The 14,680-nt window shown below is 48.0% G+C and carries 12 protein-coding genes; 4 read left to right on the forward strand and 8 right to left on the reverse strand.

Translation table 11 applies throughout. The features are described from left to right. Positions 1-32 precede the first annotated feature (32 nt). Complete coding sequence (locus LG211_RS10775; protein ID WP_148396273.1) at positions 33-806, reverse strand: SDR family NAD(P)-dependent oxidoreductase; 774 nt, start codon at positions 804-806, stop codon at positions 33-35. A 27-nt stretch (positions 807-833) separates the two neighbouring features. Further along, positions 834-2,138, reverse strand: coding sequence for an MFS transporter (locus LG211_RS10780; RefSeq protein WP_269477499.1), 1,305 nt, complete (start codon positions 2,136-2,138; stop codon positions 834-836). Between the two features lie 421 nt (positions 2,139-2,559). On the opposite strand from LG211_RS10780, the gene hypB reads away from it, so the two are divergent. Genes hypB through LG211_RS10795 form a run of 3 tightly spaced genes read left to right on the forward strand, consistent with a single transcriptional unit; the run spans position 2,560 to position 6,287 of the window. Further along, positions 2,560-3,231 carry a hydrogenase nickel incorporation protein HypB gene (hypB, locus tag LG211_RS10785; RefSeq protein WP_253019984.1) on the forward strand — a complete coding sequence of 224 codons (672 nt, stop codon included), beginning with the start codon at positions 2,560-2,562 and terminating at the stop codon, positions 3,229-3,231. A gap of 31 nt (positions 3,232-3,262) precedes the next feature. Further along, complete coding sequence (locus LG211_RS10790) at positions 3,263-5,941, forward strand: FAD-dependent oxidoreductase (protein ID WP_269477500.1); 2,679 nt, start codon at positions 3,263-3,265, stop codon at positions 5,939-5,941. 4 nt (positions 5,942-5,945) lie between these two features. Beyond that, positions 5,946-6,287 (forward strand): hydrogenase maturation nickel metallochaperone HypA/HybF, encoded by a 342-nt coding sequence (locus tag LG211_RS10795; RefSeq protein ID WP_253019986.1) that lies wholly within the window; start codon positions 5,946-5,948, stop codon positions 6,285-6,287. Positions 6,288-6,329: 42 nt separating this feature from the next. Here LG211_RS10795 and LG211_RS10800 read toward each other — a convergent pair whose 3' ends face one another. Beyond that, on the reverse strand, positions 6,330-7,028 hold the full coding sequence (locus LG211_RS10800) for a FadR/GntR family transcriptional regulator (RefSeq protein ID WP_253019987.1): 699 nt from the start codon (positions 7,026-7,028) through the stop codon (positions 6,330-6,332). Between the two features lie 220 nt (positions 7,029-7,248). Here LG211_RS10800 and LG211_RS10805 point away from each other — a divergent pair, with 220 nt between their 5' ends. Beyond that, positions 7,249-8,265: an MBL fold metallo-hydrolase gene (locus LG211_RS10805; protein ID WP_269477501.1), complete on the forward strand. Its 1,017-nt coding sequence runs from the start codon at positions 7,249-7,251 to the stop codon at positions 8,263-8,265. Between the two features lie 92 nt (positions 8,266-8,357). On the opposite strand, the gene LG211_RS10810 is transcribed toward LG211_RS10805, so the two are convergent. The 5 genes from LG211_RS10810 to LG211_RS10830 form a co-directional block, all read right to left on the reverse strand. Next, the gene (locus LG211_RS10810) at positions 8,358-9,296 is read right to left on the reverse strand and encodes a YitT family protein (protein WP_269477502.1); all 939 of its coding nucleotides are present in this window, start codon (positions 9,294-9,296) and stop codon (positions 8,358-8,360) included. A 27-nt stretch (positions 9,297-9,323) separates the two neighbouring features. Next, the gene (locus tag LG211_RS10815; protein ID WP_148396261.1) at positions 9,324-10,553 is read right to left on the reverse strand and encodes an L-lactate MFS transporter; all 1,230 of its coding nucleotides are present in this window, start codon (positions 10,551-10,553) and stop codon (positions 9,324-9,326) included. Positions 10,554-10,589: 36 nt separating this feature from the next. Further along, positions 10,590-11,372: an N-acyl homoserine lactonase family protein gene (locus LG211_RS10820; protein WP_253019989.1), complete on the reverse strand. Its 783-nt coding sequence runs from the start codon at positions 11,370-11,372 to the stop codon at positions 10,590-10,592. A 36-nt stretch (positions 11,373-11,408) separates the two neighbouring features. Then, positions 11,409-13,337, reverse strand: a complete 1,929-nt coding sequence (locus tag LG211_RS10825; RefSeq protein WP_269477503.1) for an NAD(P)/FAD-dependent oxidoreductase — start codon at positions 13,335-13,337, stop codon at positions 11,409-11,411. Positions 13,338-13,413: 76 nt separating this feature from the next. After that, positions 13,414-14,604, reverse strand: a complete 1,191-nt coding sequence (locus tag LG211_RS10830) for an MFS transporter (RefSeq protein WP_269477504.1) — start codon at positions 14,602-14,604, stop codon at positions 13,414-13,416. Positions 14,605-14,680 lie beyond the last annotated feature (76 nt).

Raw genomic sequence — 14,680 nt, forward strand, 5'->3', positions numbered from 1 at the left:
TGCAGCTCCATGGCCTTTCAAGGGGTGGTATATTATAAGAATGCCGCGTTACAGACCTGCAGTACCTGGCCTTTTACACATCTTCCCATTTCACTGGCCAGATACAGGCATGCCCAAGCCTGATCGATGCATTCACATTCAGGCCCTGGGAAGTACATATACTTGTCGTTGTGGCCTTCCCAGGACTTTCCGCCCTCCTGCTTTCCTTCCAGATTGGCAAGGTGGGCCGGTGTGCGTGTGGCTCCCGGAGCCAGCGCATTGACTCTGATATTGGTATCGTTGAGCAGCATTGCCACATTCTTGGTCAGCGTGTTGAGGCCGCCTTTAGATGAAGTGTAGGCTGCGCCGCACATGGGACGTTCTCCGTTTACTGAGGATACGTTGATAATAACTCCGTCATTTTTGGGGCGGAAAATCTTCAGCGATTCCCGAATCCATTTCATCGGTCCTTCCAGATTCACCTTGAGGATAAACTCCATCCATTCATCTTCTGTTTCTTCGATGGATTTCTGTTCTCCGATCCCGGCATTGTTGAGTACAATATCCAGATCCCCGTAAGCATCAACCGCCGTCTTAATTACTCTCTTTATGTCTTCCGTATACTGGTTGTCAGCAACAACACCGATCACATCCTCATGCCCCATTTTCTTGATTTTTTCCACTTCTGCGTCCAGCTGTTCCTTGCCGCGGGCCGTAATTACCAGCTTGGCGCCTTCTTCCGCAAAGAGTTCTGCCATGGCACAGCCCATGCCGTAGCTTGCTCCTGTGATAATTGCCACTTTTCCGTCTAACATTCTCGCTTTCATAAAAATTCCCTCCACATTCTTATTGAATTATTTTACAGTTATTCTTTCCTCTGCGACTTCTTTATCCGTGTAAACGCTTCTGGTAGCCACGAAGAACAGCAGTGCAGTTACGATACTCAATGCGATAATCAGTATAAAGGCCGGCTTATAAGTTCCTGTCACATCGAAGATTCTTGCAACGACTACCGTTGAAACGCCCACGCCGATATAACATCCGCCGCCGACAAGTCCCATCTTTTTTGCAAAGTCTTTCGTACCCAGTGCTTCTCTCGCCGATGCGCCCATTGGCAGCTGTACGGCGCCGTCGGCAAATCCCAGCATCGCTGCCGCCAGAAATACCACTGGAAGCGAAACAAAATCAGCCAGAAATAGCCCTGAAACGATAATCACCATGATGAAACAGACCAACTGAGAATACTTGCTTCCCAATTTGTCACAGACCGTACCCAGCACCAGGAAGGCCGCGATCTGGAATAACCAGCTGAATCCCATAATGAATCCGGCCTGCTCCGCGTAGCCGTGGGAAGCCGCGATTAGTGCGAAGTTTCCTAACAGACCGTAGTCGCATATACCTGCCAGGATATAGCAGATTGGCAGCAGCCAGGACCGGCCCTTTTTAACCGTAGCGCCAAAGGAGAGACCGGTTTCGATGGTTACTTCCTCTTCAGCGCCGGCATTCTCCCTGGCTTCCTCCATCAGTTCAGCCTCGCCTCTTGCCGGACACCCCGCATTCTCTTGATTCACGTAGAGAATATATACCAGGAAGGTAAAAACCAGGGAAATCACAGCGCTGATATAGAACGGAATCCGAAAGCCAATCATGACCATGACAATTCCCCATAGGGAGTTAAAAAATGCCCCTCCCAGAGGCCCAAAGCTCTGGGCGATGCCCATGTATCTGGCTGTGTTCTTTTTGAACCAGCTGTTGATCATTACATTCAATGTGTTAATATTGATAAATGCCAGCCCGATGGCGAATATTGTCGCCGCAAACCACATGAACTGGATCGATTGTGACAAGCCGAACAAGGCAAATCCTGCCGTGCAAAAGAGTCCGCCGAATAAAATCATTTTGCGAGCACCAAACTTATCAATGCATAAACCGTAAATGGTCATGCTGATCGCAGCATTGACCCAGCTTAATATCGTAAAGATAATCATGAACTGCGCAGTCGAACAACCAAGATCCTCAACAACAAATACCGAATACGTTCCCAGTGCGTTCCAACCCATGCCCGTCCAGCTGATCATCAGCAGACAGGCGGCGACCATACCCTGCATAGATCGTTTCCTTGTCAGGGCGCTATCACCAACCACAACGTTTCTCTCCATTTTTTTCTCCTTCTATTTCTCCATAGACGGTACCAATGTTTCTTCTTGCTTTGAGCCGCGCAGCTTCTTTATGATTATTATTATAATAGTCTGAATATTTTATGGAATCCCCATAAATCCCACACCCTACATCAAAATTTCTGATACCGGATGCTCCCTTTGCTGGCGTATAAAATAAAAAGTTCCCATTTTACATTTTGCACGCTGGCATAGACATCTGAGTTACCTTCAGCAGTAAAAAATGATTCGTTGACAGGTACTGGTCATACCACGATCCACATTTCTTAAAAAAAGACAATTATGCCCTTTTCTTTCTCTATTTTTCAATGGCTCTCTCAATTTAATTGATTTATCTCTCGTCTCTGATTACAATAAGTTAAACTCTTGGTACATCCAAGTCGCTCAAAAAGGAGGAAATACATTGAAAAACATTCGAGTATTAGAAGTCAAGCAAAATGTGCTTGACGACAATAACAAACAAGCCGATGCGCTGCGCCGGTCTTTGAAATCCCAGCAGACTTTTCTTTTAAATCTGATGAGCAGTCCGGGAAGCGGTAAAACTACCACCCTGCTGCGCACGATTGAGCATTTAAAGAAAACATGGAAAATCGGCATCATGGAGGCGGATATCGATTCCGATGTGGATGCCCGCACCATTGCCCAGACCGGTGTCAGCACTATCCAGCTGCACACCGGAGGCATGTGTCATCTAGACGCAGCCATGACAAGGCAGGGATTAGAAGGTCTGGGAACGCCATCTCCTGACCTTGCTATTTTAGAGAATGTAGGCAATCTGGTTTGTCCCGCAGAGTTCGATACTGGCGCTGTAAAAAATGCCATGATTTTATCGGTTCCCGAAGGAGATGATAAACCTTTAAAGTATCCTTTGATGTTCTCTATCAGCGATGTGGTTCTGATTAATAAGATTGATTCGGCTGCCTGCTTTGATTTTGATCTCGCTGCCTGTCAAAAATATATAAAAGACCGAAATCCAAAAGCGCTCATCTTCCCCATCAGCGCCAAGACTGGTGAAGGAATCAATCAATGGATCAATTGGCTGGATGAGCAAATACGCCTTTGGAAGAAGTCATGATATTGTCACTGAATGAATTGGAGGAACAATTATGGGAAAACAAAAAGTATTGGAATTGGCAAACCACATTGGTTTAAAAAAGCCGGGAAGCAAAGACTCTTATACGTTTCAAGATCCGGAGTATAAAATACTGGAACCGGTGGTCACCGATGAAATGGCACAAGTTGGCATGGGATTGGCCTTTCGCCAAAAAAGAACCGCCGCACAGGTAGCGGAACTCGTTGGAATGCCTCTTGCAGAAACAACAAAACTTCTACTGGAACTGGCAGACGCCGGGGTAGCCTTTGTCAATTCGATCGATGGTGAAGACGTCTTTTGGTTTGATCTTTGGGTACCCGGGGTCATGGAAATGATGGCAAACAACCTGGAAAATGTAAAAAAATATCCTCAAATTGCACAAGCCTTTGAGGAATACAGTCGATTGCGGGGTGAAAGCACTATTGGCAATTTCCCTGTTGGTGTAGGAATGATGCGTGTAATTCCTATAGAAACTGCTATCTCCGGCGAATCCCGCCGCGCATCCTACGAAGAAATCAGCAAGTATCTGAACGAACACACGCTTTTCTCCGTATCAGACTGCGCCTGCAGGACCGTCCGCGAAGCTATGGGCGAAGGATGCGGGCATTTGAAAGAAGATATGTGTATACAGATGGGGCATGCCGCCGAATACTATATTCGCACCGGCAGAGGACGTGAAATTACCAGAGAGGAAGCTTTTGAAATCATAAAGCGCGCTGAAGAAAACGGATTGATGCATTCCATCCCCAACATGGATGGCAGCGGCAAAACCCACGCTATATGCAACTGCTGCGGGTGTTCCTGCCTTTCTCTGCGCCATGCGGAAATGTATCTGAATACGGATATGGTACGCTCCAACTATGTTTCGCAGATCGACAAGGAAAAATGTGTTGCCTGCGGGGAGTGTGTGATCCATTGCCCCGTCAATGCCCTTCAGTTGGGACAAAAACTGTGCAGTTCAATCCCTGTTGTGGAAAGTCTCCAGCGGGAAGAAACGCCGCGCGATAGTCTTTGGGGAAAGGAAAAATGGAATCCGGACTATCGCATTAATCGAAAGAACGTGGTCGATACCGGAACTTCCCCATGCAAAGCAGAGTGCCCCGCCCATATCAGCGTTCAGGGATATATCAAACTTGCAAGCCAGGGCAAGTACACAGAAGCCCTGGAACTGATCAAAAAGAACAATCCGTTCCCTGCTGTCTGCGGGCGAATCTGCCCTCACAACTGTGAAACTGAATGTACCCGTAATCATATCGATGAACCGCTTGCCATCGACGATATTAAAAAATTTATCGCCCAGCAGGATTTGGATAGCGATCGCCGTTACATACCCAGGATTCGCCACAATTATAACAAAAAAATTGCGGTTATCGGTTCCGGTCCCGCAGGTCTTTCATGTGCCTATTATCTGGCCATAGAAGGATACCAGGTGACAGTCTTTGAAAAAGAACAGCAGGTAGGTGGAATGCTGCGCCTTGGTATACCTGCCTTTCGCCTTGAAAAAGACGTGGTAGACGCCGAAATCGAAATTCTACGACGCCTGGGCGTTGTATTTAAAACCGGTATAGAAATTGGTCACGACCGCTCTATAGATGATTTGCGTAAAGATGGTTACTCCGCATTTTATCTGGCTGTTGGTGCTCAAAAAGGCCGTGCGCTGGGATTGGACGGCGAAGATGCATCCGGCATCATTTCCGGTGTAGATTTCCTCAAACAGACAAATTTGAATCGCGCTCCCGCTTTATCTGGAAAAGTAGCAGTCATCGGCGGCGGAAACGTTGCCATAGATGTGGCACGTACCGCAATACGTGCCGGAGCCAGCCAGGTGACCTTATACAGTCTGGAAAGCCGCGAAGAAATGCCTGCTTTAGATGAGGAAATTGAGGAAGCGCTGAAAGAAAATATTATCATCGAAAATGGATGGGGACCGGAATCTCTTACCGTCATGGATGGACAGATTCATGCTATTACTTTCAAAAAATGTCTTCGTGTCTTTGATAAAGAACGCCGCTTTTCTCCTGTCTTCAACCGGGAAAAAACAAGAACGGCTCCAGTTGATTTTGTTTTGCTTTCCATCGGCCAGTCTATCGACTGGGGCAACTTATTAGATGAAAGTGAGCTGCAATTGAGTGAAAAAAATACAGTCATAGCTGATGGATTTACTTATCAAACCGGGCAGCCTGATGTCTTCGCGGGCGGTGATTGTTTCACCGGTCCTCGTTTTGCAATTGATGCCATTGCTGCCGGAAAGGAGGCTGCCATTTCCATACATCGGTATGTTCAGCCCGGACAGAGCTTAGTCTATGGCCGCGACCGCCATGCATACCAGTCTCTGGAAAAAAATCATCTACAGCTTTCTGATTATGACAGTACCCCTCGCCAGCGCCCATACTCGCCAGCCGCCTCTTTGGATTTTTCAGATCCTCGCAGCGGATTGACCGAGGAACAGCTCAAAAAAGAAACAGAACGCTGTCTTAGCTGCGGAGCTACACTGGTAGACGAATTTCTCTGTGTTGGCTGCGGACAATGTACCACTCAATGTAAATTTGATGCCGCGTCTCTTGTGCGCCGTTATGATGGAGCTGGAGTTTCCTATGAAAATGCCGGATCTGTTATTATGAAAACTGCAAAGGAACGCCAAATGCGCATTGCAGAAAGAGAATCGCAGAAAAACGCCAAAGAAATCAGGTGATATTATGCACGAATTAAGTATCGTTATGGAGGTAGCCCGTACAGTATGCGAAACCGCAGAAAAAAACCAGGTGACCAAAGTCCGGAAAGTCATTCTTCAAATCGGAGAATTATCCGGCTGCGTACCACATTTCGTTCACGCTTGCTGGCCGGCAGCTTGTGACAATACTATATTGGAAGGTACTAAATTAGAGATTGAAACACTGCCTGCCAATGGCTGCTGCAGGTGCTGCTCAAAGGTTTTCTCCCTGACTGCTTTCAAGGGACGCTGCCCTGAATGCGGCAGCGCTCAATACGAAATGCTATGCGGGAAAGAATTTATTATTAAAGAAATCCTATGCAGCTAATTGTACTAATCATCAAATGACTGCCAATGCGAAAATCCTCAATCAAGGATTTTCGCATTCTTTTATCAGACCATCCAGATAGTAATCGATCCATTGATGGACTGCCCTCTTATCCCGCATTCTTACATATTCATAGAGACTGGCATAATTGTGGCATAATTCTTCCATACCATGCCTTTTGCAAAACCACTCCCAAAGCGCCATAGCAGGTCCTTTAAAGGAATAGTAGATTAAAAGCAGCATGCTGTTTCCTCCCGCATATGTCAATTCGTGCTGAAATTGAAATGCCAATTCCGCTGCCTGACGAGATGTTCTGGCGCGTTTCATCTCCCCTATAATGGTTCCCAGCTTTCCAAGTTCCTCTTCACTTGCGCAATCAATAGCAAGCTCACAAGCCAGGTGCTCCATTTCTTTGCGTACCTGTAACAGATCTCTGGCCTGTTTCTCAGCTAGTTGTCCACCATTATATTCCATAATCGCAATCAACGTATCCATATTGCCATAACGCCGGAAGTCTGCTACAAAAGTTCCCTGACGGGGACGTACCTCTACAAATCCACACCTTGCCAATTCATTGATTCCACTATTTACAACCGCTCTGCTCACCTGCATCTGCTGTGCCAGCTCCCTTTCCGCAGGCAGCTTTTCTCCTACTGTCAGCTCACCTGATAAAATCGCTTCTGTCAGCTGCCGGACAAAGAGTTCTTTCATACTAGGGGCCGAAATCTTTGTAAACTTCATGTTCTACTTCCTTTTCCCGCACAAATACCATCGAAAAAACTGTAATAATCTCACAATCTGCCATGCTTCCATTATAGCTTATTATTACACGGGCGTTCAAGCCGCTTGCTATATAAAATCCTGAACTTGCTATCACATTCTTCGACTTCCCGCTCTTTTGCAAAAGCCGTATACTGTAAGAAATAAAGATTACTGTAAAATCAGTTAGGCAGGTATGAAAATGGAGATATTAAACAACCGTAAACAGGAAAACGAGCATATTACCGAGATATGCAAGGACATTTATCGAATTCAGATTCCACTAAATGGAAGCTCTCTGGGAACCATTAATTCTTACATGATCAGAGGAGGTGACCGCAACCTTCTCATCGACACCGGATACCGGGCCAAGCCGTGTATCGAAACGATCCAAAGCAGCTTATCCCTGCTGGGAGTAAGGCCGGAAAAAACGGATATCCTGCTGACCCACTTTCACAACGACCATTCGGGCGCGGCAACCGATTTGATCCATCCATGGAGAAAAATCTATGTTCCGGCGCAGGAATATCAATTTTTTGGTATTGGCGATGATCCGAAAGTTTATACGGAATCCAGGCGGCCTCGTTATCTTAAAGAAGGTCTCTCTGATGAAGAATTTGAAAAAATGATGTACATTACTCTGCCGGGATCCAAGGGACCGGACTTTTTTGCCGGGCAGTTTTCACCTGTCGATGATCGGCAGACTTTTGCCGCCGGGGATTATACCCTGACTGCGATTCACACTCCCGGACACACTCCCGGGCACATGTGTTATTGGGACGAAGCCCACGGGCTGATGTTTACCGGCGACCATATCCTCTTTGATATTTCGCCCAACATTATTCCTTGGCCAGGGATCCCCAATATTCTGGGACTCTATTTATACAGTCTGCAAAAGCTCCAGAACTACCCGGCAGCCATTGCCCTGCCCGGGCATCGCCAGCCAGGGAGCTTATCCGCACGGATCGATGATCAAATTAGACATCATAAGCAGCGGCTTAACGAATGTGAATCGCTGGTTAAGCTCTACCCTGACAAAACAGCCCTGGAGATCACCCGGCTGCTTTCCTGGAAGATTCGCAGACCAAGAGGAACCAGGGGTATTCCCCTTCCCCTGCTGCGCTACGCTTTTGGGGAATGTCTGTGCCACTTGGATTATCTGCGGTTTCAAAAAAAGATTGAACAGACATTCAGCGGCGGATTTTACAGGTACCGCTGATCGGACGGGGAAGCCTCGGTACGCACCACGAAAATACGCCCGGCATATGTTCATACCAAGCGCTTCCCTTTTTTGCTATTTCAGCATCTTATTCAATCCTTCACAATATCGCTGAATCCTTTGCCCGTTCCTCCCCAAACGGTTTCCACCTTGGTCACCGTTACAAAAGCGTTGGCATCGATTTCCGCCAGCTTTTTCTTAATGAGGATACTTTCACGGGGCGAACAGAGCAGAATCAGCTGGCGCATATTTCTGTCGCTGTACTCCCCTCTTACCGCAGCGCTGGTAACACCTCTGTGCAGCTCTTTGATAATATACTCCGTGATTACGTTTCTCTGGGTAGTAAGAATGGTGAGTTCCACAATCTTGCTTTCCATTCCAAACAAGATGATTTCCGATGTCTTGGTGGCGATCACTTGGGTGATTAGCGCATAGAGCGCGATGTTCCGATCGTACACAAAAGCCGAAGCAATGATCACCATCGCATCCATGCAGAGCAGGATTTTGCTGGGACTGACTCCGGGGAACCGTTTCTTCCTGAGAATCTTTGCAATGGCGTCCATCCCCGCGGAAGCGTAACCCCGCCAGAATACAAGCCCGACAAAGGTTCCTACAAACACCCCGCAGAATACCGCTGCCAAAATGGTGTCATTGGACTCCAGCAGCTGGATATCTAAGTGTTCAAAGACCATCAGCACGGCCGGGTACATGACCGATAGCAGCAAAATCTTTCGCAGCTCCTTCCACCCCATAAATATCGCTACTAAAACGAGTACAAGAAATGAGGCTCCATAATATAGTATGGAAAAATCCACATCGACAAAATTTTGAATGATACGGATGATGCCGGTGATTCCGCCCGAGGTAAGTCCATTGGGAATCAGAACGCCCACCGTAGAAAATGCGCTGATGCAGCAGGCCGCCAGCAATATGACAAAATCCTTTAAAAAGGTGTTTATTTTTTTCTTTGTAAAGGTGTTCTCTTTCCAATATTTGATCTTCTCCCGAACCATCTTTCTTCTTCCTTTCATAATCTTGCACCTAACTGCGCTCCGCCTTCATGTGCGCTTCCTCTTGTAAATCCAAATCAATAACAGCCCGGTCAGCGTAAACAATGCGGCAACCAGGAAGGCATTGTTATACACGCCCTGCCTGGCATACATGGTCCGCATAATCATGGGCCCGACAAAACCTGCGATGGAATAGCCGATGCACATAATTCCATAATTGACGCTGTTGTTTTTACTGCCGAACCGGTCCGCAGTAAAAGCGGGAAAAGTTCCCATAATCGAGCCATAGCTGAGGCCGATCAAAGCAATAGCCCCATAAAAGGTAATCGTCATATTGGCATTGGAAACAAACAGCAGCAGCAAGCCCCCAAGGGATAAAATAAAACCAATGGTAAGGGTATGCACTCTCCCGATCCGATCCGAAAGAAAACCAGCGGCCACCCTTCCCCCTGTATTGAACAAGGATAAGAGGGATACACAGAGGGCCGCTGTGGAAACGGACAATCCGATCATCTGCTGCGCAACGCCGGAGGTCTGGGAAATGCACATCATGCCGCTCAGAGTGCCGCACATAAGGATCAGCATCATCACATAGAAAATCGGTGTTCTGATCATTTCCTGCCACGTAAATTCAGACGGGGTTTGGTTGGAGGCTGAGCCGCTTTGCGGACCCTCCCATCCGGCAGGCTCAAACCCTTGCGGACACTGATCAACCAGAAAGGCTCCGGCGCAGATAATCAAAAGAAACGCGATACCCAGTATATGAAAGGCATGCACCACGTCTATGGCGTTGATCAGTCCACTCGCTATGGGCGGAACTAAAATAGAGCTGATCCCATAGCTGGCGGTTGCGATTCCCCCGGCCAGTCCCCGCTTATCGGGAAAAAACTTGATGGAATTGCCGATGGTACAGGAGTAGACCAGCCCCATTCCCGCACCGCATCCAATTCCGTAGCTTGCGATCAGAAAAGGCGTATCCGCAGCAAAGCCGGAAGCAAATGTCCCGCCGCCGAAGAGCAGGCCGCCAAAGAATATCAGCCATCTGGGCCCGAATTTATCGTTGAGCCTGCCGCCGATAATCATCACCAGGGGCGCCAGCGTGCTGGTCACCATAAAGACAATGGATAAACTGCCGTCGCTCAGATTCCGATGATAAGTCTCGTTGAGAAACTCCTCCATGGGAACCGAAAAGACGCTCCATGCATAGATCGACCCGATACAGAGATTAATCAGGCAATAAATTATTAAAATAAACCATCTTTTTTTCGTCAAATCCATAGCTATCTGTGCTCCATTTCTGATCGACAAATTTTGTTACTTATATGGGTAGCTGGCATGAGCCAGAACCTTCATATCATGACCTGGGAGGATTTCTACGAACTCCGTATTATCCAGTTTAGCGAAAGATGCCTCCACCTCAGCCAAATTCACATGAATGCCTCCCGGAATATGGTCATATAATTCGTTTCCGTACCAGTTTTCATAGAGATTGACCGTATCCCCGGCAATCAGATACTTTCCCTGTGTTGTATTGACACGAACGCACTGCGACCCGGGGCTGTGTCCAGGTGTGAGGATTACCTCAATACCCGGAATAATTTCAACATCCCCATCGACAATCACCAATTTGTTTCCGGCAGTTGCCCATATGGGAACCAGCCCGGCCTCCGGGGCTTCATACGTATAATAATGGACCTGCAGCGGATCGATGGCATAGCGGACTTCTTTTTTCTGCACATATACTTTTTTCCCTGGGAAACAGTCATTGTTCTGACAGTGGTCCCAATGGAGATGGGTGCAAATGATAAAATCGATATCCTCGGCTGTCAGCCCGTGGCGTTCGAGTACCGTCATCAGCTTTTGCTCCGGCGGCAGTTTAACTTTTACGTGGCCGTGATTTTTTTTGACCCGCTCTATATCCTTTGGTCCGGTATCGACAAGGATATTCAGGCCGTCTCCCTGTACGAGAAATGCCAGAAACGGTGAATTGACCTTCACTTCGTAGTCCGCCCGGTAGGTGTGCATGGATTTTTCGTATTCTGTCAGCTCTCCCAAATATAATGGTTTAATGGTATAAGTCGGTTTTTGTGTATTCATATCAGGCTCTCCCTTCACGCCTAAAAACAATTACATTTAAATTAACCGGGCCGCATGGAATCCTTCATGGACGGCCGTATAGATCTTACGGGGTGCCACCGCATCGCCGATCACCAGCAAATGATCCTCCAAAAGCTCTTTCAATTCTTCCTCCAGTTGATGGTTGGTGCGAAAACCAGCAGCGATAATTACGTTATCACAAGGAATCTTCTGTGAAACGCCGTCCGGGCCGCAAACCTCCACATAATCGTCTGTGATGCAGGTGGTCTTGGTCTTAACCAGTACATTGATATTGGAATCTGCAATCATTTTTCTCAGTTCCGCATCATTATTCTGGCAATGCTGGGCTACGGCCAGAATATCATCCAGCATTTCGACAATCGTCACCTGCCCGGCCTCTTCATTCAGATGAAGCGCCACCTCGCAGCCCACAAGGCCGCCGCCGATGACGACCAGTTTTTTGCCCAGATCTTCTCTGCCCAGCAGCACGTTCATGGCTTCCTTGACATGGTCTTTATCCGCGCCCGGTATGGGCGGAATAAACGGCGCAGCGCCGCTGGCCAGGATTACTTTATCAAAGTCACCTTCTTCTACTGTCTTGGCTGTAGCCGGGTAATTCAGCTTCACTTTAATCGGCAGCTTGTTTATCTGTCCGATCAAATAATCTTTATAGCGAATCACATCCTGTTTGAAGGAAGGCGCGCCGGCTGTTCGCAAATTTCCGCCCAGATCGCCGTCTTTTTCCCATAGTTCCACTCTAAAACCTCTTCGCACTGCGGTAATGGCAGCCTCCATGCCGCCGGGACCGCCGCCGATGACCAGCACCGAATCTTTTTCTTCCGCAGGCATGACCGGATAATCGGCTTCCCGCAGCGCCCTCGGATTGACCGCGCAGCTGTGATCTTTTCCCTGATGGCTGCCATACAGACATTCATTGCAGCCGATACATGGAACAATGTCGTCAAGCCGTTCTTCTTTAACTTTCTGCGCCCAATAGGGATCGGAAATCATTTGGTGAGCCATGGCGACAAAATCCAGCTTTTCTTCCTTTATCACCCGCTCTGCAAGCGCAGCCCGATTAAGTTTTCCGTGGCCGATTACCGGGATATGAACTGCCGCTTTAACTGCTGCCCCATCCTCAAGCTGGAGCGCCTCTTTTCCGTAAACCGTGGGGATCTGCGTATACCAGCACTCATAGCAGCCTTTATCCACATGGATAGCCTGTACGCCTGCTGCTTCCAGCATTTTGGCGATTTCGATCCCTTCGGGGAGCTGCCGACCCCCTTCGCAGGCCTGATCTGCCGTAAACTTAACGATCAAGGGGAAATCTTTTCCGCACTGCTCCTGGATCTGCTCAATACATTCCAGAGTAAACCGCATCCGATTTTCCAGGCTGCCGCCGTATTCATCGGTTCTTTTGTTATAAAGGGTGGACATGAACTGATCCAGCAGATAGCCGCCATAAGCGTGGAGTTCCACTGCGTCGGCTCCCGCACGCTTTGCAAGGGATGCGGAAAAACCCGTCGCCCAGGCCAGATATTTGATGTCCTCTTTTTCATAGGGCTTGCACTTCAAGTCCGGATAGTAATGGGAAGGAACCGCGCTGGCCGAATAAGGCGGTGTAAAAGGATCCTGATGAACCAGCCGCCCCAGCCCCGGTCCGATCTGAACGCAAAGCTTTGTTCCATAGTGGTGCACTTTTTCGCACAGCATCGCCAGCCGATTTACCTGATGATAATTATCCAGCACATGATGGGACCGCATTTCATATTTTGTGGAACAGGCCACTCTGCCGGTGATAATCATCCCTGCGCCGCCCTTTGCCCGCTCAACAAAGTAGTCGATGTCTCTTGTGCAAAAGCCGCCGTCCGGATCGCTCTTGGTCCCCATGGGCGCCATAATCACCCGGCTGGAAATGGTCAGATTTCCGATTTTACCTTCTTTAAACAGATTTTTATGCTTCATGTCTTCCTCCAATCAATTTTCTTGAAACGTCTTAAAATTATCCGCGCCTGGCTGTTTTTATCCATCATCTCCCGGATCAACTGCGGCCCTGGGGATCAAACTGTTTTTCTTTGATGAACAGCACCACGCAGCCGCATGCGAAATAGAAACCCGCGATGAGCATGAATCCCATGGAATAGGAATGGTTACCGGCTGCAATGGCGCCAATGATCACAGGTGATAGCATAGCGCCGATCCTGCCCAGATTATAGGAAAGAGCCGTTCCCAGCGCTCTGCATTCTGTGGGAAAGGATTCGCTCATAAAGGTGGAGCATAATGCCATCGGCGCTCCGTAAAACAATCCGAAAGCAAGTAAAATGATACCCACGTTATCCGCTGTCGCCAGGTTAATCACAATGGGCAGTATGACAGCCGTACAAATGCAAGCCAAAAACCATACTTTTTTTCTGCCGATCTTATCCGACAAAACTCCTGCCAGCATTTTTCCAATGAAAACCATGGCGTAGTTTCCGGCGATAAAGTAAGTCATGGATCGGAATTCCACATCAAACTCCGACGTCATGTAAGTTGGAAGCCAGGTATTGGTTCCGTAGAACCCAGCCATGAGAAACATAGAGCAGCATATCCATTTTACAAGATTTCTCCTGCATCGCCGGTCTGCAAGAATCAGCTTCAAGCTGCCTGCTTTTGCGCCTTTTTGTTTATTGTGCGTGGCAAAGACCGGGGGTTCTGTCAGGGAGCGGGTAAAAATCAGAATGACCACGCCGCAGGCTGCAGCCAGCAGTACGATCGGTCTCCATCCAAAGACCGGGGTGATGACGCCATTGAGCAGAGTAGCTGCAAAGGAACCAACCGCATTGGCTCCCTGGATCAAGCCCAAAACCGTATTTCGTCTCGAGGTTGGTATGTATTCTGAAACCAGGACCGTACCACCGGCCCATGCTCCCGACATCCCCGCGGACGAAAAGAAGCGAATGATACAAAACAGGGTAAAGCTGCTTGTGAGGACCGATAGGCAGATACATACCGTAAAGGTCAGCGTCGCTGCCTGCATGGTCTTAAGCCGTCCGAAACGATCGGCAAACCAGCCGCATGCCACTCCGCCCGCCAGCATTCCGGCCGTACTGATGGAAAAAATCATTCCCGCCTGAATGGATGATAAGCCAAATTCACCGCTGATCACTGTGAGCGCCACCGATAAAGTGCTCAAATCGATCCCTTCTATCGCGATAACCAAAAATACGCATATGAATGTCTTTTTTCCCATTGCCAACACCTTCTGCCTTCAACATGTTCCTTTCTTTTACTCTATGTCCATTATACGTTCCTTTTTTATTAGGCGG

The organism is Hominibacterium faecale (assembly GCF_020734085.1).
Taxonomy (GTDB): Bacteria; Bacillota; Clostridia; order Peptostreptococcales; family Anaerovoracaceae; genus Hominibacterium; species Hominibacterium faecale.